Annotated in this window: 23 protein-coding genes, 1 tRNA gene and 1 pseudogene; 14 read left to right on the forward strand and 11 right to left on the reverse strand. The window is 41.3% G+C overall.

Annotated elements, in window-relative coordinates; all coding sequences use genetic code 11:
- Positions 1-17 precede the first annotated feature (17 nt).
- Positions 18-92, forward strand: a tRNA-Met gene (locus ACM9H2_RS00235).
- A gap of 12 nt (positions 93-104) precedes the next feature.
- On the opposite strand, the gene ACM9H2_RS00240 is transcribed toward ACM9H2_RS00235, so the two are convergent.
- On the reverse strand, positions 105-1,043 hold the full coding sequence (locus ACM9H2_RS00240) for a twin-arginine translocase subunit TatC (protein WP_415487003.1): 939 nt from the start codon (positions 1,041-1,043) through the stop codon (positions 105-107).
- A gap of 116 nt (positions 1,044-1,159) precedes the next feature.
- Between ACM9H2_RS00240 and tatC the strand changes: the two genes are divergently transcribed.
- Positions 1,160-3,337, forward strand: coding sequence for a twin-arginine translocase subunit TatC (gene tatC / locus ACM9H2_RS00245; protein ID WP_415487005.1), 2,178 nt, complete (start codon positions 1,160-1,162; stop codon positions 3,335-3,337).
- A gap of 48 nt (positions 3,338-3,385) precedes the next feature.
- Positions 3,386-4,099: a queuosine precursor transporter gene (locus ACM9H2_RS00250; protein WP_415487007.1), complete on the forward strand. Its 714-nt coding sequence runs from the start codon at positions 3,386-3,388 to the stop codon at positions 4,097-4,099.
- On the opposite strand, the gene ACM9H2_RS00255 is transcribed toward ACM9H2_RS00250, so the two are convergent.
- Positions 4,096-4,914 (reverse strand): 23S rRNA (uridine(2552)-2'-O)-methyltransferase, encoded by an 819-nt coding sequence (locus ACM9H2_RS00255; protein WP_415487009.1) that lies wholly within the window; start codon positions 4,912-4,914, stop codon positions 4,096-4,098. The genes ACM9H2_RS00250 and ACM9H2_RS00255 overlap by 4 nt on opposite strands.
- 149 nt (positions 4,915-5,063) lie before the next feature.
- On the opposite strand from ACM9H2_RS00255, the gene ACM9H2_RS00260 reads away from it, so the two are divergent.
- Entirely contained in the window at positions 5,064-5,807 is a 744-nt protein-coding gene (locus tag ACM9H2_RS00260) for a DNA polymerase sliding clamp (RefSeq protein WP_415487011.1), read from the forward strand.
- 8 nt (positions 5,808-5,815) lie between these two features.
- Here ACM9H2_RS00260 and ACM9H2_RS00265 read toward each other — a convergent pair whose 3' ends face one another.
- A complete protein-coding gene (locus tag ACM9H2_RS00265; protein ID WP_415487013.1) occupies positions 5,816-7,123 on the reverse strand; it encodes an MFS transporter in 1,308 nt (435 codons plus the stop codon).
- The gene (locus tag ACM9H2_RS00270) at positions 7,120-7,662 is read right to left on the reverse strand and encodes a hypothetical protein (protein WP_415487015.1); all 543 of its coding nucleotides are present in this window, start codon (positions 7,660-7,662) and stop codon (positions 7,120-7,122) included. Before ACM9H2_RS00270 ends, ACM9H2_RS00265 begins: the two co-directional genes overlap by 4 nt.
- A gap of 169 nt (positions 7,663-7,831) precedes the next feature.
- Between ACM9H2_RS00270 and ACM9H2_RS00275 the strand changes: the two genes are divergently transcribed.
- Positions 7,832-8,842 (forward strand): DNA primase regulatory subunit PriL, encoded by a 1,011-nt coding sequence (locus ACM9H2_RS00275; RefSeq protein WP_415487017.1) that lies wholly within the window; start codon positions 7,832-7,834, stop codon positions 8,840-8,842.
- Positions 8,843-8,850: 8 nt separating this feature from the next.
- Here ACM9H2_RS00275 and ACM9H2_RS00280 read toward each other — a convergent pair whose 3' ends face one another.
- The 4 genes and pseudogenes from ACM9H2_RS00280 to ACM9H2_RS00295 form a co-directional block, all read right to left on the reverse strand.
- Entirely contained in the window at positions 8,851-9,060 is a 210-nt protein-coding gene (locus ACM9H2_RS00280) for a hypothetical protein (protein WP_415487019.1), read from the reverse strand.
- 84 nt (positions 9,061-9,144) lie between these two features.
- Positions 9,145-9,573: pseudogene (hjc, locus tag ACM9H2_RS00285) on the reverse strand (Holliday junction resolvase Hjc); the annotation flags it as partial.
- The gene (locus tag ACM9H2_RS00290; protein WP_415487021.1) at positions 9,570-10,850 is read right to left on the reverse strand and encodes an adenosylhomocysteinase; all 1,281 of its coding nucleotides are present in this window, start codon (positions 10,848-10,850) and stop codon (positions 9,570-9,572) included. The gene ACM9H2_RS00290 and the pseudogene hjc, both read right to left, overlap by 4 nt.
- Before the next feature lie 56 nt (positions 10,851-10,906).
- The gene (locus ACM9H2_RS00295; RefSeq protein ID WP_415487022.1) at positions 10,907-12,205 is read right to left on the reverse strand and encodes an amidohydrolase; all 1,299 of its coding nucleotides are present in this window, start codon (positions 12,203-12,205) and stop codon (positions 10,907-10,909) included.
- 91 nt (positions 12,206-12,296) lie between these two features.
- On the opposite strand from ACM9H2_RS00295, the gene hisG reads away from it, so the two are divergent.
- Positions 12,297-13,163 (forward strand): ATP phosphoribosyltransferase, encoded by an 867-nt coding sequence (gene hisG / locus ACM9H2_RS00300; protein WP_415487024.1) that lies wholly within the window; start codon positions 12,297-12,299, stop codon positions 13,161-13,163.
- Between the two features lie 67 nt (positions 13,164-13,230).
- Complete coding sequence (locus tag ACM9H2_RS00305) at positions 13,231-14,196, forward strand: methyltransferase domain-containing protein (protein ID WP_415487026.1); 966 nt, start codon at positions 13,231-13,233, stop codon at positions 14,194-14,196.
- 5 nt (positions 14,197-14,201) lie between these two features.
- Here the strand turns inward: ACM9H2_RS00305 and ACM9H2_RS00310 are convergent, their stop codons facing one another.
- Positions 14,202-14,765 carry a phosphatidylserine decarboxylase gene (locus ACM9H2_RS00310; protein ID WP_415487028.1) on the reverse strand — a complete coding sequence of 188 codons (564 nt, stop codon included), beginning with the start codon at positions 14,763-14,765 and terminating at the stop codon, positions 14,202-14,204.
- On the reverse strand, positions 14,762-15,751 hold the full coding sequence (locus ACM9H2_RS00315; RefSeq protein ID WP_415487030.1) for an AAA family ATPase: 990 nt from the start codon (positions 15,749-15,751) through the stop codon (positions 14,762-14,764). Before ACM9H2_RS00315 ends, ACM9H2_RS00310 begins: the two co-directional genes overlap by 4 nt.
- Positions 15,752-15,851: 100 nt before the next feature.
- On the opposite strand from ACM9H2_RS00315, the gene rnz reads away from it, so the two are divergent.
- The 6 genes from rnz to thsA all read left to right on the forward strand — a co-directional run bounded on the left by rnz (position 15,852) and on the right by thsA (position 21,513).
- On the forward strand, positions 15,852-16,775 hold the full coding sequence (gene rnz, locus ACM9H2_RS00320; protein WP_415487032.1) for a ribonuclease Z: 924 nt from the start codon (positions 15,852-15,854) through the stop codon (positions 16,773-16,775).
- 131 nt (positions 16,776-16,906) lie between these two features.
- A complete protein-coding gene (locus ACM9H2_RS00325; protein ID WP_415487273.1) occupies positions 16,907-17,899 on the forward strand; it encodes a tyrosine--tRNA ligase in 993 nt (330 codons plus the stop codon).
- Positions 17,900-17,955: 56 nt separating this feature from the next.
- Entirely contained in the window at positions 17,956-18,273 is a 318-nt protein-coding gene (gene eif1A / locus ACM9H2_RS00330; protein WP_415487034.1) for a translation initiation factor eIF-1A, read from the forward strand.
- Between the two features lie 10 nt (positions 18,274-18,283).
- Positions 18,284-19,114 (forward strand): RIO1 family regulatory kinase/ATPase, encoded by an 831-nt coding sequence (locus ACM9H2_RS00335; RefSeq protein ID WP_415487036.1) that lies wholly within the window; start codon positions 18,284-18,286, stop codon positions 19,112-19,114.
- A 38-nt stretch (positions 19,115-19,152) separates the two neighbouring features.
- Positions 19,153-19,689: a KH domain-containing protein gene (locus ACM9H2_RS00340; protein WP_415487038.1), complete on the forward strand. Its 537-nt coding sequence runs from the start codon at positions 19,153-19,155 to the stop codon at positions 19,687-19,689.
- Between the two features lie 135 nt (positions 19,690-19,824).
- The gene (thsA, locus tag ACM9H2_RS00345; RefSeq protein ID WP_415487275.1) at positions 19,825-21,513 is read left to right on the forward strand and encodes a thermosome subunit alpha; all 1,689 of its coding nucleotides are present in this window, start codon (positions 19,825-19,827) and stop codon (positions 21,511-21,513) included.
- A 38-nt stretch (positions 21,514-21,551) separates the two neighbouring features.
- On the opposite strand, the gene lrp is transcribed toward thsA, so the two are convergent.
- Positions 21,552-22,013, reverse strand: a complete 462-nt coding sequence (gene lrp / locus ACM9H2_RS00350) for an HTH-type transcriptional regulator Lrp (RefSeq protein ID WP_415487040.1) — start codon at positions 22,011-22,013, stop codon at positions 21,552-21,554.
- A 125-nt stretch (positions 22,014-22,138) separates the two neighbouring features.
- Between lrp and glnA the strand changes: the two genes are divergently transcribed.
- Complete coding sequence (glnA, locus tag ACM9H2_RS00355; RefSeq protein WP_415487042.1) at positions 22,139-23,509, forward strand: type I glutamate--ammonia ligase; 1,371 nt, start codon at positions 22,139-22,141, stop codon at positions 23,507-23,509.
- Positions 23,510-23,514 lie beyond the last annotated feature (5 nt).

The raw sequence follows: 23,514 nt of genomic DNA on the forward strand, positions 1-23,514 counted from the left end.
TATAGTTTCTAAGGTGCAGCGCGATAGGATAGCCAGGATATTCCGCCGGGCTCATAACCCGGAGATCGGTGATTCAAATTCACCTCGCGCTATGCGTATTAGATTTATTCTTTTCCAGCCCACTTTGCTATTAAAAGCGTTCCTTCAAATAATCCTACCATTGTCAGAGTTACAATCAAAGGGGCCATTCCCGTTGGATCTGGGCTGAAAATAAAAGAAAGTCCCAAGAACCCTCCCCAAAATAAAATTCTTCTTTTTACTAACCATTTCCTAGTCACAATTCTCATCAACAAAGCAAGCATCACGAAAATGGGTATTTGGAATACAATCGCTAGGTATCCCATCAAAACCAATATGAGGTTAAACGTCTGCCCTAACCCAAACCCAATTGTTGCTATACTTTCAGAATAGTATAAAAAATATGTAAAAATAACGGGCAAGATGATGAAATATGCAAAACTAACACCAACTAGTGCCAGTACCAAACTCGTTGGTATGGCAGCCAAATAATACCGGCGCTCATGCTCGTAGAGCCCCGGACGCATGAAGACATACGTTTGCCATACTCCAATGGGCAATGCAATTATTAGCCCAACTAAGCTGGCCACTTTAAATTCTGTGAATTTAAGTTCCAATATTCCGTACAACCTAGGTCTTGTAACATCACTTACTGGAAGTATTGAGTCCCATAGAAAGTTAATCGCCACATCTGCAAAAGGAAATGTAATGACGCTGACCAATCCTGCAACCCCTACTACTACTGCCAATCTTTTTATTAATTCTCCTATGTGATCTACTATCGGCAACTCCCTGTCATCTTTCGGTCCTTTTTTTCCACCGATGAAATCTCCCTGTGCACTATCTTTTTCCACTATCTCTTGAACCGTTTCTTTAATTTTTCCGGCAAGGTTTTCACTAATCCCTGAAACTGAAGCAAGATCACTTTTTTCTGCAACTTGAAGCGCCTCAATAGTACCAAAACCAGCCTCATCAAGTGATTGGGCTTTAATTTCTCCAACACCGGGTATATCTATTAATTTCATTTCATTAAAGGAACTTTTCCATCCACACGACCCTTAAGTGAGGTAACTGGTATAGATCTTTTTGTAGAGATGCATACCGATAAGGTTCTCCTCGAGAAAGAAAATATCACAATAAGATGAGTGTCAGCGACTTCTTAAATCCTGATGCACGCAAAACATTCGATAAAGGCAGAAAAACAGCATCAGACATGCTGACCGCAGCAAGATCGAAACTACGCCATGTGTTCCTCGTTTTCGTCGTTGTTCTATTGGCCACTATCTATGCCATGCGTTTATGGATCTGGCCTAGTTTAAAACAAGATTTACTCTCCCGTGGCGCCGATGTTATTGTACTAACACCTTTTGATGTTATCTTGCTGCAAGCCAAAATTGGTATCCTTGTCGGTATCATATTCTGTATACCCTTTTTCTTGTATTACTCCCGGGACGCACTCAAAGAGCGTGGAATCTATCCTAAAACGGACATACCTATTTGGAAATTAATTGGGATGGGGCTACTCTCTACATTCCTCTTTTTTGGAGGCATTGCATATTCTTATAGAATTTTTTTCCCATTAATGTTTGATTTTTTGGCCTATAATGCAGTCAGTGCAGGCCTCTCTCCAACATATTCCATTGTGGAATGGACACAATTCATTTTCGTTCTCGGTTTCGCGTTCGGCCTCGCAGCACAGTTACCCTTAGTTATGACAACATTATCCTATACAGAACTTGTTCCATACGAAACGTTCAGAGATAAGTGGAAATACGCAGTTTTAGGAATGTTTGCATTCGGAGCTATATTTTCTCCACCCGATCCATTTACTCAAATTTTATGGGCTGCACCTCTAGTTGTTTTATATGGATTTAGTTTGTACTTATCCAAGATAGCCGTCTCATTTCGTAGGGGAAAAGACAGTATTGATATACTCAAAACCGCGCGTAAAAAATCTACAATCATTATAGCCACAATAACCATGACCAGTGCTGCTGGCTATTGGATATCTACTATTGGAGTAACTCAAATTCTAACTTTGGTGGGCTCACTCCAAAATTATATTACTAGCACACCTCCCAATCTTCTCAATCAATCTTGGCAAATAACTATAGTCCCACCTGTTGTATTCGCACTATCAATCGGTCTTGTCTCTGGACTCTTAGTACTACTATATCACTCTATACCTGAATTAGAGCCTAGAGTTGTCTTCGGTGACCCTACTGCAATCGATCTAGAATCTCTCGATGTTGAAGGTCTCCAAATGGCCCCTCCTGAAGCCCTCATCCAATTGACAGAAGAAAAAGGACTTGCCATGGCCTCCCGCGCAATTGAAGCAGGGGATGCGGAAAGGGCCCAAGCCATCTTACGAGCAGTCGACTCTGCCAATCAAATGCGTGCTGTAGATATGTTATATCATTTTGATGAAGAAGAATGGAACCGAATGCAAAAAGAAAGATTAGAACAAAAAAGAAAAAGAAAGTTCGAAGGATCTTTCAAACGAGCAACCGCTGGGATTGTAAGTTCGGTCTCAGAAAAAGAAGTTGGAGAAGAAGACATAGGTGGATATGCCTACGACATCGCATTCTTATTTGATACCTTACGATCTAAAACTTTCAGAATTTTTGGAGTATTCATAACCGTCTTGGTAAGTGTTTTTACATTCCTCTATACGGGGGGAATCGGACAGTTGAAAAACGATTTTATTCGGCGTCTCCCTGATATAGTCCGCCCAGAAGAAGTTAGTATAATAACTCTCCACCCCGTAGAAGCACTCATTTTTGAAATTAAAATCGCGACCCTATTGGGTCTTGTCGCAACGTTACCCTGCATCCTCTATTACCTGTGGCCCGCCCTCAAAAAACGCGGTATAATCAAAGGCGATCGAAACGTAGCATTCAGTTGGGCTGGGGCCATATCTATAGGGCTTCTTTTTGGCAGCGCGTTGGGGTATCTTTACGTGGCCCCCGCTTTCGTTTCATATTTCGTATATGATGGAATCCGAGCAAACATGCTTGTAACTTATCGGGTATCTAATTTCTTTTGGCTTATTTTCTTTTGCACCATCGGAATTGGACTTTGGATAGATATTATTGTAACAATGATAATGTTCCATCGAGCAAGAATAGTTTCCTACACCACCATGTACAAAAATTGGCGTGCCGTGACGGTTGGAACTCTAGTCCTTTCCGCCGTATTTACTCCTCCTAGTGTCATAACAATGGTTCTAGTCACATTTCCTATTATGATCGCGTATGGAATTGGGCTATCTGTATTATGGATATATGATAAAATAAAACCATTTGAAGTTCCTACATAACTGTCCAATATCCCTTTATTTTAATACTCAAACCACTCTAAAAATAATATGACCACCCAAAATTCAACTACACTCTCTTCAAAAATTCTCAACGAAGAAACCATCCGAATAGGGTTGATAGCTCTATTTATAACTGGTCTTTTAACAGCACAACTTACAGCGGTAAAAATCCTAGAATTATCCCCTCTGAATCTCGGAATATCAGTCATGGTTCCCGCAGGAGTACTAGCTTATGCAATCACGTTTTTCGCATCTGATTGTTACGCCGAATTATATGGGAAAAAAGCAGCAAGGACAGTCGTTTCTATAGCATTTACAATGAATATTGTAATGCTTGTTCTTATTTGGATATCTATTAATGCCCCTGGGTCTGAAGCAGGGATTTCTCCTGAACTATTTGCCACTGTATTGGGGCCTTCTGCAAATGTAGTCATAGCCAGTTTAACTGCATATTTGATTAGCCAAAACCTGGACATTTTGATATTCGATACCATCCGTGAGAAGACCAATGGTAACAAACTTTGGTTGAGAAATATAGGCTCCACCACAGTTAGCCAACTTGTAGATACTATTCTATTTATCACTTTGACATTTTCAATTCTCCCCTCTATTGTTGGAATCGGAATTGGGCTGCCCTTATTTGTTATCGTACAACTCATATTGGGTCAATACATAGTCAAACTCTTAATCGCCCTCGCAGATACTCCTTTGATTTATGCTTTCTTTTCCTACTTAAAAAAAGAAAATTTGATGCATAGTTAATCCCTTCTTTTCACTTCACTAACGCAACTTCCAAATCCAAATTTTAGTCTCACTTCCTCTATTTTTATCTTCCACAATTCTCCCACTTTAGACCCCGGAACAAAGACATTATACCCATCTATATTTGCCATTCCATCTCCTCTTTTTCCAACCCCTACTATTTCAACCACTATCTCTTCTCCCACTTTAATCGGGGCTGTCAATTTTCCTTTACAAATTATATACACCTCTGCAGATTCTTTCCGGGATGCACGTGGGTTGAAAACTTTAACCGTTTCAAACTCTTGATTAAGATCTCGCAGAAATTTCTCAATGTCTGTTCCATAGAATGCCTTAACAACAAAATTTCCCCCATGACAAAGAATTTCCAAAGCACACCCAAGGGCTTCTCGCCCTAGATAAATAGATCTAGCTTGATCCAACGAATATTCCCCTGTTATATTCGGTGCCAAATCAGATAACACAACATCTATCGGGCCACCATTTCCCAATTTTTTGTCGCCTTTTTTCTTCTTTTTTCCTTCAACAATTGATTTAATTTTTTCCTTTGTTTTTTCCTTCGTTATGTCTCCTCTTATTGTGATTACTTCTTCTAACGGTTCTATTTTTTGCAGATCAACACCAATCACCACCCCCGATTTAGATAGTTCTCTCGCAACTTGTAACCAACCACCTGGGGCAGCACCTATATCCACAACAGAATCATCTTTTTTGATAATCTTGTGGACTTCATTTATCTGTTTAAGTTTATACGATGCCCGCGACCGATACCCCTCGACTTTTGCCTTGTTGTAGTAGAAATCTTTTCGGGGCATTACATATTAACTAGACAACTCATGTTGATACAATCTTCGCTCAAAAATCATCACATAGTGATCTCTAAAAACCATCTCAAATCACCTTATAATCTCCCCCCAGCGGAACAGATGTCTTTTTATCCCGCCTATTCGTACCGAGTTCAATAATGTTCAGCGCTACTATCGAAGCAAAAATTCTACAAGAAGCAATCAGCTCTGCAAAAGTACTGGTGGATGAATGTAAACTACGTCTCGACAGTGATGGTTTTCGAATTAGGGCGGTCGATCCAGCGAATGTAGGCATGGTCGATCTTGAACTTTCCACATCAGCATTCGTATCATATGAGTCCGATGGGGTAGTATTGGGTATAAATTTATCCCGATTATCTGATATCACAAACATAGCTCGATCCGATGAAACTATTGATCTAGAATTCGACGAAGAGGTCCAAAAATTGACCATTCAGGCAGGTGGATTGCAATATACACTATCTCTAATCGATCCCTCATCTATACGAAAAGAACCCGACCTACCCGATCTAGATCTCCCCGCAAAAGTTGTGATAGAAGGTAGGAACTTAGACCAAGGAATCAAAGCCGCAGACATGGTTTCTGACCACATAGCCCTAGGCGTAGATCCCGAGTCTCAAACTTTCTATATACGCGCAAAAGGAGACACAGATAATGTCCAATTAGAACTAAAACAAGACGAAGTGATTAGTCTCCAACCCTCGTTAGCACATTCTTTATTTTCCCTCGATTATTTCAAGGACATGAACAAAGCAATACCCAAATCCACTCCTGTCACGCTATCCATGGGGGAAGAATATCCCATCCAAATTAATTTTCCAATCGCAGATGGAAATGGCCAAGTAACTTATTTACTTGCCCCTAGAATCCAGAGTGACTAGATTTTCTATTAACCATTTACTTTCCCCGCCTGTTTGTACGGCAATCTAGCGAGAAGTATAACCAATGGGATAAACGCGATTGCCCCCACAACAAATGGAGACCAAATTGCTATGGTGTATAATACAGCCATGAACGGTGGACCCATTGTTCTTCCAAGACTTCCTGCACTTTGAAAAATCCCAAATGATACTCCCTGTGTATCTTCTCTAGCAGCTAGTGAAATCAACGTCGACAACGACACGCTAAAACAGGCATTTGAAACAGCAAGTATTCCTAAAACCACGAGAAGACTAACCACCCCCGGATCTATCACATTTCCATTTAATATTATTGGACAAAAAGGCATCAGAATCATCGAAACCATCAATCCAACAGACGAGCCAATCGCGACATTCCTTGGGGAATATTTCTTAATGAGGCTCGGACCAAACATCCCATGAGAAATTGCACTAATCACCCCGATATATGTGAGAATCATCCCTGCGGTAGCTGCCCCATATCCGTATACGTCGGCGATAAACGGTATGAACATCACTGTAATCCCTGAAAAAGCGATAGCGCCCACCAATGAAACAATGACCACTCCTCTAATTGAATAGTTCTTCAGGGGTTCTAGTAGCTCTGCAAAATTACTCTCCCGCCTCTCTACTCCCTCAGATAGATTCGATTCTGGAAGATAAAAAATACATAGGACCATACCCAAAAAACTCAACAAACCAGCACCAAAACTCGGCAACGAATAGATAGTTATTGGAATTATTGCTGGAAGTATGGAATCGACAATTCCAATTATATATTCTGTAGCTAAGATCCCTCCAATAGCTGGTCCTATTATGAACCCCACTGCGAACGCGGCACCAATATATCCTAGATATCGTGGCCTCTCTTCTTCCGTAGTAACATCCGCGATATACGCATTCGCTGTAGAAATATTTCCTCCCATCGCCCCTGCAAACATACGGGCTAAAAACAATAACACTAGCCCCCCTATTATGCTATATGACCCAATCTCTTCTGCAATTCCAAAGAAAAACCATGCCACAGAACTTCCCAATAAAGAAATCACCAAAATAGGACGTCTGCCCCATACATCTGATAACTTACCTAAAAACGGAGATGACACAAATTGCATTAACGAATACGATGCTGCCAACAAACCAATTGCAATATCACTAACACCAAAACTCCTAACATAAAATGGTAAGACTGGTATGATTATCCCAAACCCAATTAGATCTAATAATATGACAAAAAATACTATTGATAGCGCTCTCTTTGGATTGGAAATTCCATTTCTATTTTCTGGAAGTTTCATTCCATCCTCTCAATTACCCTCTTTGCAGCTTGCGCCTTTTCCATCCACCCATATCCTCCCTCATATACATGTTTTTTATTATCTATCACATCTTTGGGGGCTGATTCTCCAAACCCTCCCCTTTCCCAACTGCCACTCCGAACAAGCCATTGGGTAACCTTTTCTTGTGTTTCCTCCCATGAAAATCCAACCATTTTGTGCCACGCCAACATAGCAAAAAGAGCGTTATCGTGACACCCTGGATAACTCCCTTTTTCATATATGGTCCTCATGGGTTCTGATACCGGTTCTGATATTCTGTCTGCCCTTTCTGCAGGAGTTAACAGTCTAATTTTTCCCAATTCTCCTTGCTCAACACGTTGTTCTCTTGTTAAAATGAACATTATTGCAGAGTGAAGATTCTTCCATTCTGATTGAATTTCGCTCGCCATTTCTTTCTGCGTACTCGGATCAACCAAAATTAAAGAAATAATATCAATATATGCTTTTTCGATCTCATCTCTGGAACATAATTCAAATTTACATTCTGGAGCATGCATACTACTTCTAGTTCGGCATCCCGGGCAGGGATATGCAAAAAGCATAGGTACACTATTATACCTTTACCTAGGCTTTAGGTACATCGATACACAGAGACTCTAAAAAACATAGGAATCCCCAAACGTCACCGGATAAGTTTATCCTGGATGCAGTTCGAGAGCCTAGTGAATGGAAATTCTACATGCAAAATATCCGTTTTTATCCTCTGCAAAAGAGAGCGTAGCGGATTCGGGGTTTGATTTAATCTCTACCATCCAAACCAACAAACCAACCGTAAACCGCGCCCTGGAACGTATTTTGTGTGCAATTGAAGAAGGCTCAATAGGCCCAGAACATAGAAACACAACAGTAGAACTTTTGTCATATCCCCTCGCGCGCATTCTAGTTTCTCTAGTAAACGAACCCGGTCTAACACACAGGTATTCTTGGGCAGAATCACAAACTGCTATGTCTCACTTCAAAAACGATATAGAAGATGACACTAAACTGAAAAGCATCAGTCCCGCCCGCCTATCTCTAAAAACACTCCTCGACGAATTACAAGTCACAAAAAATATAGTCCAACATGGTGATACATTTTCGATTTCAGTTGAGACCTATCTGTCCTTTATTTCTTATCTACCTGATGCTAGCTGGAAGTTGGTATTTCAAGCACTTTCTCAAGGGAACATCAATGTCGAAGAATCTGAATTATATAAACTCCTGGGAGTTGGAATTTTTCGGCAAATAAAAAGCGATCTCCCTCTCAAAGTTCCCAAAGAAGCCGAAAAGCTATTGCAAACACAATTAAAATCTATCCACAGTTATATCGACGAAATTGATCTCGAACCAGAATTGGGCCCTGTCTCCATCGATTTTTTCCCACCTTGTATGGCGCATCTCTTACAACGGATAGAATCCAACGAAAGACTCAATCCGCCATCGTTGTTCTCACTGACTTCTTTTCTTATTTCTACCCAAACAAACCCCCAAGAAACTCTTGATTATTTAACAAACAATTCTTTCCACCCCTCTCTAATCCAATCTACCATGGATTATCTCCAAGATAAAGACGGTGCACCTCTATACCCTCCACCATCATGCGCAACGATGCAAGCATATGGTGATTGTGTTAACATGGATGAAATTTGCCAAACAATATCTCATCCACTTCAATACTCTTCTAAAAAACACTCTTAGAATTCTAACTATTCTTCATTTCTCGAAAGCAAATACCCCGTTCCCATCATAGCCACTATAAATCCAACTATCGCCACAATTATCCACAACGTCCCTTCTTGAAGGATTCCATCTTGCATAGAATATTTGTTTCCAATATATACTATTGCCACTACAAAAACACTTGCCCAGGCCACAGAAGCGATTATCTCTAATAATCGAATTCGTGGTATGTTCATACTCTATCTATTTCTTAGAAATAGTAAAAAGGGCTTCGAAGCAAAACAATCTCTTATGCAATATCATTCTGATCCTTATTTCTCCTCACTATAATCCCCAAACGTTGTCTTTTCCGACTCACCAACTAATTCCTCAAAATCAATTCCTTTCTCATACAAGTCCCCCCGCGAAACGCGATAGTTCCCACCTTTTGTTATATACAAGTCCCCCGGATGAAAGAAATACCATTTCTCATTATTAAATCTTACACCAATACGCGCTTTGGCACCAAAGTTCTGAGAGAAATAAACTAAAGCTTCGACCTCTTCTCCACTTAAATAGATCTTATCACTAGCACTCGATTTAACTTCAAATGCATAAAATAACTTCCCATTTCCTGCTAATACATCTGGCAATTCTCGCGATGTGGCACCACCACTTGCAGGCGCCCGCATGACAGCAAAACCCGCTTTGTCTAGTAATCTTACCAGTTCTCTTTCCACTCGACTCCCCTTTACCTGAGCCGAACTCACGTCCCGAACTCCGATCCTCTCAAATAATTATCTTGCGATTCTGAGAGGTAGTCTATCTCAATTCCCTCCGATCTAAGTTTTATTTCTGCCACCTGTGCGTCCAGTTCCATTGGCACTGAATGTACCCCCGGACCATATGTAGGATTTACAACCATCTCGCGCATACAGACCGCTTGCATACCAAAACTTTGGTCCATTATCTCAATCGGATGCCCAAGAGACAATGGGCTGGCTAAATTGACAAGTCTCCCCGAAGCAAGCACATTAATCCTACGACCATCTCTCAATTGATACTCCCGAACACCATCCCTCACCATTCGTTCAGATGTGGCTAATTTTTCTAGTTCTTTTATATTAATCTCAACATCAAAATGCCCAGCATTTGCAAGAATAACCCCGTCCCTCATCAATTCAAAGTGATTTTTATTCAGAATATCACAATTCCCCGTCGTCGTAATGAATACATCCCCCCTATGAGCCGCTTGCAGCATTGGCATCACTTCATATCCCTCCATGTATGCCTCCAAACCCCTCAATGGATCTACCTCTGTAATTATTACCCGTGCGTTTTGACCGGATATTTTTTTGGCCACCCCTCTCCCACAATAACCATATCCCGCCACGACCACTGTTTTACCCGCCCATGAAAAATTAGTCGTAACGGCAATGGAGAGTATAGTCGATTCTCCCGTCCCATGAATATTGTCAAATAAACGCTTCATTGGAGTGTCATTAACTGCAAAAACAGGATATTTAAGTTTCCCTTCAGCTTCCATAGACTTGAGTCGGTGCACCCCTGTAGTAGTCTCTTCACACCCTCCAATTACGCTCTTTATCTTTTCCTCATGATCTTCGTGCAACGCAAAAATTAGGTCTCCGCCATCATCCAATGTCAAAGTGGGGTTGTGAGAAATCACAGCCTCTATCCCTTTGTAGTATTCTTCATCAGTAATTCCCTTTGCAGCATAACTCGAAATCATTGGGTTGGCATCCAGAGCAAAACTCACATCATCATGGGTTGAAAGAGGATTGCAACCAGTCACTACGACCTTTGCACCACCTTCTGCTAGTAATTCCAATAGCACAGCTGTTTTCGCTTCAACATGCAACGCGACACCTATGCATTGACCTTGAAATGGCATCTCACGAATGAATTGTTCACGTAAAAAAGAAAGAATAGGCATGTTGGACGCAGCCCAGTCAATTTTTTGTCTCCCCGTATCTATGTAATTATCCACATTGTCAACGGAATCTGAAATGGTGGGATAAATACTCATGAGCTCTCTAAGCGACGCACCAAAGAAAAGTGTTTCAAGATTCTATCTATATTAGATTACCTCTTTTTCCTTACCCGTTCACTAAGATCATTCGCACATATACGAGCAGATTCTATGACTTTAGATTCATCCAAAGTTAGTACTTCTCTGTCTTTCATAAGGACTTTTCCGTCACAAATAGTGTGGATCACATCCGAACCCCTCGCCGCATATACAAGGAGATTCACACATTTCCTCATTGGGGTAAGATGCGCAGCTTCGAGATCCAATATTGCCAAGTCCGCAACCCAACCCGGTTCTATTCTTCCTGCTGGTATGTCTAATATATTTGCCCCACCCACCGTGGCCATTGAAAAAACAGATGTGGCATTCACAGCACTAGCACTTTTAGCAGACAGTTTTCCTACCATCGCAGCGTCTCTCATCTCTCCAAATAGATCTAAGTCATTGTTCGAAGCAGCCCCATCAGTTCCGAGTCCTATTGTCACCCCTGCATTCTGCAATTTTTGAATTGGAGCAATTCCACTGGCCAATTTCATATTGGATGCTGGACAATGAACAACCCCTATACCTTTATCAACCAAAATATCAATTTCATTTGAATCAACATGAACACAGTGAGCCGCGAAATCCCCTGAACTCAAAATATTATATTCTGATGCAAGCTCTATCGGTCTCATCCCATGCATTTTGCTAGTTTTTTCGACATCCTCTAATGTTTCATTAGTGTGAAGATGAATGGGAATTCCTAAATCTCTAGCACGGGGGATGTGTTCTTCAAAATATTCTAAATCAACTGTATTCATACTGTGGGGCATAAATGCCGTCTTAATTCTGCCACCCGCAAATCCACTATATTCTTCAGCAAATTTTAGTCCCTTTTCAGCATCCAAATAAGCATCATCTTCATTTTTGCCAACCGTCACCACACCTTGGCCTAACACAGCACGCATCCCCGAACTTTCAGTAGCCATTGCGACTTCAGACATGTGAAAATACATGTCACAAAAAGTAGTAGTACCCGATTTAATTAATTCAACCAAAGCCAATTGGGACCCAATATAAACATCTTCGGGTGTCAAATGAGATTCAATAGGCCATATATCTTCTTTCAACCACTCTTCGAGAGGTTTGTCATCCGAATAACCCCGTAAAAGTGTCATAGCCATGTGGGTATGTGCATTCACCAGACCCGGAATGACCAATCCCCCTCTTGCATCTATTTCTTCATCACCTCTAAGTGACTCCCCTACTTCTAAAATTAGTCCCCTCTCGACATCTATCAGGACATCTAAAAATTCTAGCGTCAAGTCTTCTTGTAGGACCCTTCCCCCTATGACACTTAGAGTATTCATATATCTCCTTTGGGATAGAGGACATTAGCCCCTACGATATGATCTTAATATACCGAAAGAGTGTTTCTCGTAGATTACATTAGGTATACTTATGAGAGTCGCGTTACCGAATAAAGGCCGTCTCCACACCCCCGCATCTAATTTATTATCTAGAGCCGGAATCTATGTGAGAGAATCTCAGCAAGACAGGAAACTTTGGTCAGATACAACAATTCCTGATACTACTGTTATCTATGTTCGATCAGAAGATATTCCTAGATATGTTAGCAGCGGTGCAGCAGACCTAGGAATCACTGGACACGATCAAATCAAAGAAAAGAATTTTGACAATATAGTCGATATTTTGGACTTGGATTTTGGAAAATGTAAACTAGTGGTAGCTTCACTTGACCCCCGTGTCAGCTCCGATATTTCCATCGATTCCCTTGAAAAATTAAAAGGAAAACGTGTCGCAACAGAGTTTCCAAATATAACTAAAACTTTCTTTGAAAATCAAAATATATCTATTGAAATAGTAAAAGTTGGTGGAGCAACCGAACTCACACCTCACGTCCGCATGGCAGATGCAATCGTAGATATTGTCAGCTCTGGAGAAACCCTCCGTAGCAACCAACTCATTACCATAGAAGAGGTATTGAGCAGCAGCGCCCGATTAATCTCTCGAGATGATGTACAAGACCATCCCTTAACCAAAAAAATTGCTGGGGCACTTTCTTCTGTTGTCGCAGCTAAAAATAAGAGATATCTAATGATGAACGCTCCTCGGGAAAAATTAGAAGACATCACAGCCGTAATACCCGGATTATCTAGTCCAACCGTGATTGATACTGCTGGAAAATCCACGGCAGTTATCCACGCTGTGGTGGATGAATCAGATGTCTTCGATACAATCGAACTTCTCAAAGAAAAAGGAGCAACTGGCATTTTGGTAACTACCATCGATAGATTAGTCGAATAAAATTCAATATTTATTATATTTTATGGGCATCGATATCCTCATCATTTATCAGAACTGAATCGCTGCTGTGTATGTTCTAGAACTAGCAGGTGACAACTACGATTTCGCTGTAGCGGAGGCTCAAAATGCGGCAAAAGGCGTACAAGTAATCGCACCAGGGTTGGCCCTTGCGGAAACAGTTTCTCTCTCTCGAACTATCCATTTAGGTTATACTCATCGAGTCAGTGAGGTCCTCTTACAAACCTCATCTCACTTATCTGAACTTCTTTCTTCCTTAGACATGATCCACCTAGACCAACCAGGTACTATCGCCATTCGAGCTAGAGATATTCGAAAATCCACCAACATTGACACACAAAAAGTCGAACGAGAAGTAGGAACTGTATTTGTCAACAAAGGATTTTCTGTTGATCTGGATACTCCCATTCATGAAATTAGAGTTCTTTTTTCGGGAGATATCTGTATAGTAGGGCGTCTGCTCGAAACGAGTTCGAAGGGATATTCAGATCGTAACCCCACAAAAAAACCTTTCTTTCAGCCTGGGAGTATGGACTCAATCGAAGCACGGGCGATTGCCAATTTAGCTGGGGCAAGACCCAACTCCGTAATACTCGATCCTATGTGCGGCACTGGTGGAATTCTTATAGAAGCTGCATTGATGGGAGCAACTGTGTATGGCATGGACGCACAACAAAAAATGATACTTGGAGCGAACCAAAACCTTCGACATTACTCTGTTAAAAATTTCGTAACCATTCGAGGCGATGCTGCAAATCTACCCATTTCAACTAAAATAGATTCAATCTTATTTGATGTCCCTTATGGCCGCCAATCAAAAATAACCGGGTATGAGATAGATGTCCTTATAGAACACGCCCTTAAAGAAGCATATCCTCTCACTTCAAAAGTAGTTGTTATTTCTGACTTTCCACTTGAAAAATTAGCTAAACAAGCTGGATGGGTTCTCAAAAATCACTTCACACGGAGGGTCCATAAATCTTTAACTCGACATGTCCACATTCTCCGTAAATAATCTGATCATCCACTTTCCATCAAAATAGACTCTCCCGCTCTAACCCTATCTCCAATTTTAACTAGTACGTCCTCTATACGCCTTCCTGCGGGAAATATGACATCCACTCGGCTACCAAATTCAATATGGCCAATACGCTCTCCCTTTTCAATACGATCTCCAACTTTTATATATGGTTTTATACGACGAGCTAGTGCACCTGCTATCAACACGATCTCCCATTCATCACTTGCTTTTACTTTACTCTCTTCTGATGGATCCACTGTACACACAATTCTAACTCTCTCATTTCTATCCGATTCTTTTGAGAAAGCAGGAAATAACCCTCCGGGTATGTGCTCTATCCCTTTAACGTATCCTGACACAGGAGCCCGATTAACGTGAACATCATACACATTCATGAACACTCCCACTCTGACTCTCCCATCCGATTCCTTTCTTACTACACTTACTTTCCCATCTGCTGGAGACACAATACCGGTGCTTGGAATTTCCCTATTGGGATCTCTTTTACTCCACACTATGAACAAAACGACAACAACCACAAGAGCTATGATTATTTCTTTCATCCCAGCGATCCCAATTTTGTCAAAAAATTCGTTAAATGAATTATTGAATTAGCTTCTTTTGAAAGATTACAATCAATCTCACTTAGTATAAGTGCAAACTCTACCTGGTCCACATCCTCTCTCTCTTTCACAACTTTACTTATAATTTCCAACAATTCTCCTCCAGAATATCCACTAGTTATCATTAACCCCTCAAGAATGGACCTTGCATTCTCAAACTGACCACTCAACGAACATTCCACAAGCTCTACGATGGGTTCTTCTAGTCCCATTTCTTGAACTATTTCAATCACTCCCTCCTGGGTAATTTCACCCCACCGTTCTGCAATCGCTTGTGTGTACATAATTGCAGATCTAATATTCCCCGACGCACTATCTACTACAAATCCAATCCCCTCTTCTGTAAATTTTATTCCCTCCTTCCTCAATATATTCTCTATTATCATATTCATATCAGAATCTTGGGCCCCTCTCACTGACACAGAATAACAGCGCGATCTGATGGCAGGAATAACCTTCCCCAATCGACGTGTTGTGAGAATAAATTGGGTATTATGATGATATTGTTCTATTATGCGCCTAAGAGCTTGTTGAAAAGTCCTCTGGGCACTTTCAAAATTATCAAGTATCATAACCTTTCTTCCCCCTGATACTGGCGGATAACTTGCACTTTCCTTTATGAAGTGAATAATAAGCGAATCTTTCGACCCACTAGGCATTTTTTTAGACGATATAAACCCAGAAAAAAGTGGATTCTCTACAATTTCCTTTTTTGAGCTATTAACTAAATCTGCAATATTGAATTCAATTAATTCCCCTCCTCTCGCAATGATTCTAGCCGCCGAAGTCTTGCCACCACCTGCTGGACCGTATAATAAAAAATTTATTGACATTTCTTGGGACTTTGGCAAAATATAACGGAGTTTCTCTTGAGGAAAATCCTCCGCATTGGGTGCATATTTATCGATCCATAATGGCGAGTCCATTACATATTGATAGTATTCAAAAAACAAGAATTGGTCGATTCATCCACTATCTTCAATCTAGTTCGAAGCGGGTATCTCCTTCGAGTAACAAGATTTCCAAATGACATTGAGAATAACTTTCCTAGGGACTAGCGGTGCAGTTCCTACAACCGAAAGAAGCTCGAGTGGAATTTTCGTTAATATCCACGGAGATAAATTTCTTTTCGACGCTGGGGAAGGTATTCAAAGACAAATGATGCATTATGGAACTGGATTTGGAATCCAAGATATATTCCTCACCCATATCCATGGAGACCACATTTTTGGTCTTCTAGGATTGATACAAACAATGGATTTCAATGGCCGGGAAGAGTCCCTTTTTATTCACGCGCCACCTGGGACTAAAAATTATTTAGATAACTTAGTTTCTCTTTGTGGAGATGGGCTAGGATATTCTATAACCATCTCTGAAACCCATCCCAACACAACGGTCAAAAAAACCCCTAACTATGCGATTAAAACTTTTAAAACAAATCACAAAACTAGTTCTACGGGCTATGCCCTGATCGAAACCGAGCGCAAAGGGCGATTCTTTAGAGAAAAAGCGGAGGAACTCGGTGTCCCCGTGGGAAAAGATTTTTCCACACTTCATGAAGGAAATTCAATTACATTAAAAGATGGTAGTATAGTTTCACCAGAACAGGTAATTGGTCCCCCTAGACCCGGACGAAAAATAGCCTACACTGGGGATACTCGACCAACAAAAACCACTATCGAAACTGTTTCTGGATTCGACCTGTTAATCCACGATTCAACTTTCACTGAAGAATACCAACAACGTGCAGAATTAACTGGGCACTCCACAGCACTAGAAGCTGCAGAAATAGCAACAAAAGCAGATATTTCTCATTTAGTTCTTACACACATTTCCTCACGTTTTAGTGGAAATTCCAATCTTTTGCTAAGCGAAGCAAAAACTAGATTTAAAGGGGAGTTAACTCTAGCTCACGATGGGCTAGAAATCGATATACCTTACGTAGATTAATAAAATCAAAGCTATCATTTTGACTTTAATATTTTCTCTCACGATAACCAAATACCCATCCACAGTATTTTTGCACGGGGAATGTACAGGGACAAACGTATAAGATGCCTCATAACGAATCTCCATCTAATTTGACGACATACGATAAGATCACCCAGAATGTGGTTGAAAGCATAACCGATGCAGAAATCCGTACATTGGCAGAATCTCCTCTCGACAAACGTGCTTATGTTGGGTTTGAACCTTCTGGAGTTCTCCACCTGGGACACATGCTAACTGCCAATAAACTAATTGATCTCCAAGAAGTTGGAATGAAAATAGTAGTCCTACTCGCCGATTTGCACGCATATCTAAATGGAAAAGGGTCCTTGGAAGAAATCCAACATACTGCAGAAATCATGCAAAAACAATTCATAGCATATGGTTTAGATGAAGGTCAAACCGAATTTGTTCACGGATCTGATTTTCAATTAGAAAAAGAATACATACTCGACTTGCATAAGCTAGGAACTTTAGTTACTCTCAACCGTGCAAATAGGGCCATGGCCGAAATACAAAGCGGCGACGTACCCAAAGTAAGCCAAGCTGTGTATCCTATAATGCAGACACTTGACATGCACTATCTAGACCTAGATTTAGCGGTTGGGGGTACTGACCAAAGAAAAGTACACGTACTCGCTAGAGAATTATTACCCGAATTAGGATATTCCCCTTGTCCTATGATCCACACTCCCATCTTGTCCAATCTAACCACCGGAATCGGAAAAATGTCTTCCAGCGTAGGTACAACGATTTCAATGGAAGATTCACCGGAATCCATCCATAAAAAAATCAACAAAGCATTCTGTCCCCCAACTGCAACCCCACCTGAAGATCAAGATGGGAACAACCCCGAAAACCCAGTATTACAAATTTTTCAATTCCATATTTTTCCCCGATTTGAACAAATCACAGTAGAACGAAACGATAAACACGGTGGAACTATCACCTATAATTCTTATACGGACTTGGAACATGACATAGAATCTGGAAATCTTCATCCTCAAGATGCAAAAAAAACCCTCGCACACTACCTTGATAATCTCATTCACTCAGGAAGAGAGAGGTTGACGGATCAATCTTAATATGCCCACAAATATAGATGGGTATTGCTTAAAACCCCACCGTCCAATATAGTACCATGAGCAACCAAGATGACCCCGCGGAAGAAGAGCTCCAACGGAAAAAACTTAGAATGCCAAAAGATGGAGAAGTATTCGCAGTCGTTTCCGATATGCTTGGAGCCAACCGTATACAAGTCCGCTGTGCAGATAGTGTAGAGAGATTAGCTAGAATTCCTGGGAAAATGAGGAAACGCGTTTGGATTCGACAAGACGACGTTGTTTTGGTGAGACCTTGGGATTGGCAAGATTCAAAAGCCGATGTAGTATGGCGATATGATCGGCACGATGCTGACCAACTCCGGAGGGAAGGAACTATAGAGTCAATATCAAACTAATGCCACAGCCATGACGTCAAAAAAAGAAGATTTTGAATTTGACACTTGGACCAACATAGATTTCACCGACGATGAAGTTGATAAACTCTCCCGGAAAAATGACAGAAAATTCGCAACATTCAAAAAAAGAATAAAAGACACTGACCAATTCAAAGTCGAGGCAAATGTTTTCGATGATTCTACATATGCAGCATTATACAAATTAGTCCAAGAAGGACACATAACAGCCCTTGGTGGTCCCATTTCATCGGGAAAAGAAGCAATAGTCTTCGAAGCATACGGCAAGGATGACAGTGAGATAGCCATCAAAATATATCGCATAAACACTTCCTCATTTCGGCAAATGAAAGACTACCTAACAGGAGATCCTCGATTCTCTGGAATCGGGTCTGACAAAAGAGATATAGTTTTGGCTTGGACGAGGAAAGAATTTGCCAATCTCAAAAGAGCTAGAGATGGCGGCGTCCGTGTACCCGACCCGATCGCTGTAAAACTAAACGTCTTGGTCATGGAACTTATTGGAGTCGAAGGTAATGTTGCCCCAAAATTACAGAGCATAGAACTCGAAAACCCACTTCTTGCATATGAGATCATCCGAGATTTCATGAAAAAACTACATATCTCAGGTCTAGTCCACGGTGATTTGTCGGAATACAATATCCTGGTACACGATGGAGAATTATGCATTATTGACATCGGACAAGCAGTCACCCACCGTCACCCAAAAGCATCGACATACTTGCACCGAGATTGTGAAAACATATCTAAATTTTTCAGCCGAAACGGGGTAGAAACGTCTAAAGAAATTTTATACGATTATATAACTCAAAAATCCCCCTAAACAAAGCTTAACTAGCCTCCGACAGAAAAATCTATATTATGCAGTATGTGAAGATCCCTGGAGAGAGAATCGGCGTTCTCATCGGTGAAGGAGGAGCAACCCTGCAAAAGATAGAATCACACGCAAACGTTACGATTGAAGTCGATTCTGATAACCACCGAGTACAAATAGAAAACACAGAAGCACCCTTTGAAGAACTCGCCGCCGCCGACATCGTAAAAGCAATTGGAAGGGGGTTTTCTCCAAAAGTTGCCCTCTCGTTACTCAAAGACGATAATATAACATTCGATTTAATCGAATTAAAACGTCTGTCTAGAAATGAAAATGATATGAGGCGGCATAAGAGCCGATTGATAGGAAAACATGGGAGGACCCGAGCCACCATGGAAGATTTAACTGACACAAAAATTGTTATTTATCGTTCAACTGTGGGTATTATTGGACCTTACCAACAAGTAGATTTAGTCAGATCAGCAATAGAGATGATAATCGATGGCTCTCGCCACGGATCCGTCTACGGCTTCCTCGAACGCAAACGGCAAGAAGCAAATCAATCTAAATTTGAACAATTCTAACCTTCCCCCTGCAAATTCAAAAAAGTAGAGATATAATCTCAAACATAGTTGAATATTGGTCTCTGCCCTATGGAAAAAGGCCCCTCTGACGCTTCGAAAATTATATATAGAACAACAAACAAATCAAATCCACTTATGGCACAGCAGCTAGGCGGTCAGCCGCTGATTGTGCTCGCAGGAGGAGCTCAGAGAACCTCTGGACGAGATGCACAATCTATGAATATCACGGCCGGTAAGGCCGTCGCAGAAGCAATCCGGACCACTCTCGGTCCGCGAGGTATGGACAAAATGTTGGTAGACAGTTCTGGAACTGTCGTCGTAACCAACGACGGTGCTACAATTCTTGCGGAGATGGATATAGACCATCCTGCAGCAAATATGATTGTAGAAGTAGCTAAAACCCAAGAGGACGAGGTTGCAGATGGAACTACCACTGCAGTTGTACTAGCGGGAGAGTTTTTACACCAAGCTGAAACCCTTCTTACTCAAAAACTCCATCCAACAACAGTCACTCAGGGCTACCGACAAGCTGCTACAAAAGCAAAAGAAATACTAGATGGAATCGCCACTGACGTTTCTAAATCAGACACCGAAATATTAGAAAAAATAGCGTCAACTGCAATGACTGGGAAAGGGGCAGAAAGTGCAAAAGATCTCTTATCCCAATTAGTAGTTGAAGCTGTGACATCCGTGAGCGACGAAGACGGGATCGATCTAGATAATATACGAATTAAAAAAGCAGTTGGGGGTGCCATCAATGAATCTGAACTTGTCGAAGGCGTTCTTATTCAAAAAGAGAGGGTACAGGAAAATATGCCCTATTACATCGAAGATGCCCGCGTTGCGATCTATGGCGGCAAGTTTGAAGTTAGAGAAACCGAACTTGATTCTGAAGTTAATGTCTCCGATCCTGCCGAACTACAACTCTTCTTGGATCAGGAACAACAGCAACTCAAAGATATGGTAAACAAACTCGTCGAGTTAAAGGCAAATGTGCTTTTCACCGATGCAGGGATCCACGACGTTGCACAACACTTCCTAGCTGAAGCAGGAATCTTAGCCGTTAGAAGAACAAAAGCTTCAGATCAGAAAGCAATAGCAAGAGCAACTGGGGCTAGAATCGTTACCAATTTCGACGATATCAAAGAGACGGATCTTGGGCATGCCGGAGAAGTCGTACAACAAGATCTCGGTGGAGATCAACATATCTTCATAACTGATGTAAAAGACGCAAAAGCCGTGACGCTCATTTTGAGAGGTGGAACCGAACACGTAGTCGATGAAGTAGAGCGAGCTATCGACGATTCCCTGGGTGTAGTACGTGCAACTATCGAAGATGGAAAGGTTGTAGCAGGGGGTGGATCCCCTGAATTAGAAGTCGCTCTTGGAGTCCGCGATTTTGCTGAATCAGTTGGAGGTAGAGAACAACTCGCAATTGAAGCGTTCGCAGATGCAGTTGAAGTCATACCCCGAACTCTAGCTGAGAATGCAGGACTAGATCCGATTGATTCGATCGTGAGCCTTCGCTCTCAACATGATGGAGGTAATGTTTCTGCAGGCCTCAATGCAGACACGGGAGATGTCATTGATATGGCAGAAGAAGGGGTTTATGAACCTCTTCGGGTCAAGACACAAGCGATTAAATCTGCCACCGAAGCCGCAATTATGATTCTTCGCATCGACGATGTCATCGCTGCAAGCGATGCGCCATCTGGTGGTCAACCCAGCCCAGAAGAATTAGAAGCAATGATGGGCGGAATGGGCGGAATGGGCGGAATGGGCGGAATGGGCGGAATGGGCGGCATGATGCCCGGCATGATGTGATCCCTTCTTAAAAAATAATATATTTTACTAACAGCAATTCAAACCGCAGTTTCCGAGAGACTAAACTGACGATTTTCTTCCACCGCATTCAACACAACACTAGTGTTTGAAGCCTTTATTATCGGGTCGATAAGAATAGCTTTTATTTGTTTATTCATTCCAGCCGTGTCTTTGAACTTTGCAATAACAATTAAGTCATAATCCCCTGTGACTTCATAGATCGATATCATTTGTTCGTACTTAGACAATTTAGTAGTAATATCTGGAATTTGAGCCCCCTCGACTTTCAGCTGAATTATCGCTGTGAGTCCATATCCAAGCTTTTCATATTTGATTGTTGGAGCATATCCTGTGATCACTCCTCTTTCTTCCAATCCAAATAGATGCCTCGAAATGGTTGCCACTGAAACACCCACTCTTTCTGACAAAGTTCTAAAACTAGCTCTCCCATCCTCAAGTAGTTCATTTATTAACTTTGAATCAAGATTTTCATACGTCATCACCTAAATATACGGGTCATTCTTATTAAAATGCACCGAATGGTCATTTTTATCTTAAAATATCATCCGTGCGCAAACCATAAAATTTTATTATGTTACATACACTATAATAACCACAGATTAAAATGACAAATGGACATTCTGATTCCGAACTGGCTAAAATCGGCCCGTCGGAACAAAAAATTCTAGATAGTATTCAAAAAAATAACATCGATTTCTTGCGACTACAATTCGTCGATATACTCGGTGTAGTAAAAAATATAGCAATTCCTGCTAATCAAGCAGAAAAAGCATTCACAGAAGGTATCTATTTTGATGGTTCCTCTATAGAAGGCTTCACCCGGATACAAGAGTCTGATATGCGCCTCGTCCCTGACTCTTCAACCTACGAAGAACTTCCCTGGAGAAAAGATGAGAATGGTAGAGGTGCCGCTAGAGTCATTTCTGATGTACGTCGAATAGACAACACACCATTCGAAGGAGATTCCCGAACTACTCTTCAAAACTCTCTTGAAAAAGCAAAGAAACTGGGATTTGATCTAAACGTTGGAATTGAGCCTGAATTTTTCCTTCTAAAAACAAACGAAGGAAACCCTTCTCTAGACACACACGATGTAGGAGGTTATTTTGATATAACTCCTGCCGACCTAGGTCCTTCAATTCGCAGGGATATGGTCTATACTCTGCAAAAACTTGGGTTTGAAATAGAAGCAAGTCATCACGAAGTCGCAGAAGGCCAGCATGAAATAGATTGGAAATATGCTCCAGCTCTCAAGACGGCAGACAATGTTGTGACATTCAAAGCCGCAGTAAGAGCTGTTGCACACCAACACGGTTTATATGCTACTTTCATGCCAAAACCCATCTCTGGTATAAACGGATCAGGAATGCATACTCATATGTCTCTATTTGAAGGCGGAACGAATGCTTTCTTTGATAAAGATGGAGAATTTGGCCTTTCTGATATAGCTAAACATTACCTAGCGGGTTTGCTAGAACACGCACCAGCTCTAACCGCAATTTGCAACCCTATAGTTAATTCCTACAAACGCCTCGTCCCGGGATATGAAGCCCCAGTCTACATAGCTTGGAGTGATGTCAACCGATCTGCACTGATCAGAAAACCAGCTTCGAGAACTGCCGCAGGGACCCGCGTGGAACTTAGATCTCCCGACCCATCTGCCAATCCATATTTAGCTATAGCCGCAATGCTAGAGGCAGGATTAGATGGTATCAATCGAGAACTAGAAGCCCCCGAACCAGTCCGTGAAAATATCTACGATTTCGATGCCAAAAAACAAGAAGAATACGGTATAAAAACACTTCCAAGCAATCTAGGAGATGCTATAGATGCCCTCGAAGCAGACGAAGTTATTTGCAATGCACTTGGGCCTCACATAATCGAAGCATATACCACTACCAAACGTGCAGAATATGCAGATTATTTGGTTTCTGTTTCCGAGTGGGAACATAACCGATATCTACGCACTTTCTAAATCAA

Source organism: Candidatus Hikarchaeum yamanae (genome assembly GCF_009889665.1).
Classification (GTDB): domain Archaea; phylum Halobacteriota; class Halobacteria; order Halobacteriales; family Hikarchaeaceae; genus Hikarchaeum; species Hikarchaeum yamanae.

What these genes read in the sequence shown, in the direction of transcription:
- hisG (WP_415487024.1), top strand. Translation starts at nt 12,297, where the DNA reads ATGAGAGTCGCGTTACCGAATAAAGGCCGTCTCCACACCCCCGCATCT.
- ACM9H2_RS00280 (WP_415487019.1), bottom strand. Translation starts at nt 9,060, where the DNA reads ATGAACATACCACGAATTCGATTATTAGAGATAATCGCTTCTGTGGCC.
- thsA (WP_415487275.1), top strand. Translation starts at nt 19,825, where the DNA reads ATGGCACAGCAGCTAGGCGGTCAGCCGCTGATTGTGCTCGCAGGAGGA.
- rnz (WP_415487032.1), top strand. Translation starts at nt 15,852, where the DNA reads ATGACATTGAGAATAACTTTCCTAGGGACTAGCGGTGCAGTTCCTACA.
- ACM9H2_RS00275 (WP_415487017.1), top strand. Translation starts at nt 7,832, where the DNA reads ATGGAAATTCTACATGCAAAATATCCGTTTTTATCCTCTGCAAAAGAG.
- ACM9H2_RS00340 (WP_415487038.1), top strand. Translation starts at nt 19,153, where the DNA reads ATGCAGTATGTGAAGATCCCTGGAGAGAGAATCGGCGTTCTCATCGGT.
- ACM9H2_RS00255 (WP_415487009.1), bottom strand. Translation starts at nt 4,914, where the DNA reads ATGCCCCGAAAAGATTTCTACTACAACAAGGCAAAAGTCGAGGGGTAT.
- ACM9H2_RS00240 (WP_415487003.1), bottom strand. Translation starts at nt 1,043, where the DNA reads ATGAAATTAATAGATATACCCGGTGTTGGAGAAATTAAAGCCCAATCA.
- ACM9H2_RS00335 (WP_415487036.1), top strand. Translation starts at nt 18,284, where the DNA reads ATGACGTCAAAAAAAGAAGATTTTGAATTTGACACTTGGACCAACATA.
- lrp (WP_415487040.1), bottom strand. Translation starts at nt 22,013, where the DNA reads ATGACGTATGAAAATCTTGATTCAAAGTTAATAAATGAACTACTTGAG.
- ACM9H2_RS00290 (WP_415487021.1), bottom strand. Translation starts at nt 10,850, where the DNA reads ATGAGTATTTATCCCACCATTTCAGATTCCGTTGACAATGTGGATAAT.
- ACM9H2_RS00250 (WP_415487007.1), top strand. Translation starts at nt 3,386, where the DNA reads ATGACCACCCAAAATTCAACTACACTCTCTTCAAAAATTCTCAACGAA.
- tatC (WP_415487005.1), top strand. Translation starts at nt 1,160, where the DNA reads ATGAGTGTCAGCGACTTCTTAAATCCTGATGCACGCAAAACATTCGAT.
- ACM9H2_RS00260 (WP_415487011.1), top strand. Translation starts at nt 5,064, where the DNA reads ATGTTCAGCGCTACTATCGAAGCAAAAATTCTACAAGAAGCAATCAGC.
- ACM9H2_RS00315 (WP_415487030.1), bottom strand. Translation starts at nt 15,751, where the DNA reads ATGGACTCGCCATTATGGATCGATAAATATGCACCCAATGCGGAGGAT.
- ACM9H2_RS00265 (WP_415487013.1), bottom strand. Translation starts at nt 7,123, where the DNA reads ATGAAACTTCCAGAAAATAGAAATGGAATTTCCAATCCAAAGAGAGCG.
- ACM9H2_RS00270 (WP_415487015.1), bottom strand. Translation starts at nt 7,662, where the DNA reads ATGCATGCTCCAGAATGTAAATTTGAATTATGTTCCAGAGATGAGATC.
- ACM9H2_RS00295 (WP_415487022.1), bottom strand. Translation starts at nt 12,205, where the DNA reads ATGAATACTCTAAGTGTCATAGGGGGAAGGGTCCTACAAGAAGACTTG.
- ACM9H2_RS00310 (WP_415487028.1), bottom strand. Translation starts at nt 14,765, where the DNA reads ATGAAAGAAATAATCATAGCTCTTGTGGTTGTTGTCGTTTTGTTCATA.
- eif1A (WP_415487034.1), top strand. Translation starts at nt 17,956, where the DNA reads ATGAGCAACCAAGATGACCCCGCGGAAGAAGAGCTCCAACGGAAAAAA.
- glnA (WP_415487042.1), top strand. Translation starts at nt 22,139, where the DNA reads ATGACAAATGGACATTCTGATTCCGAACTGGCTAAAATCGGCCCGTCG.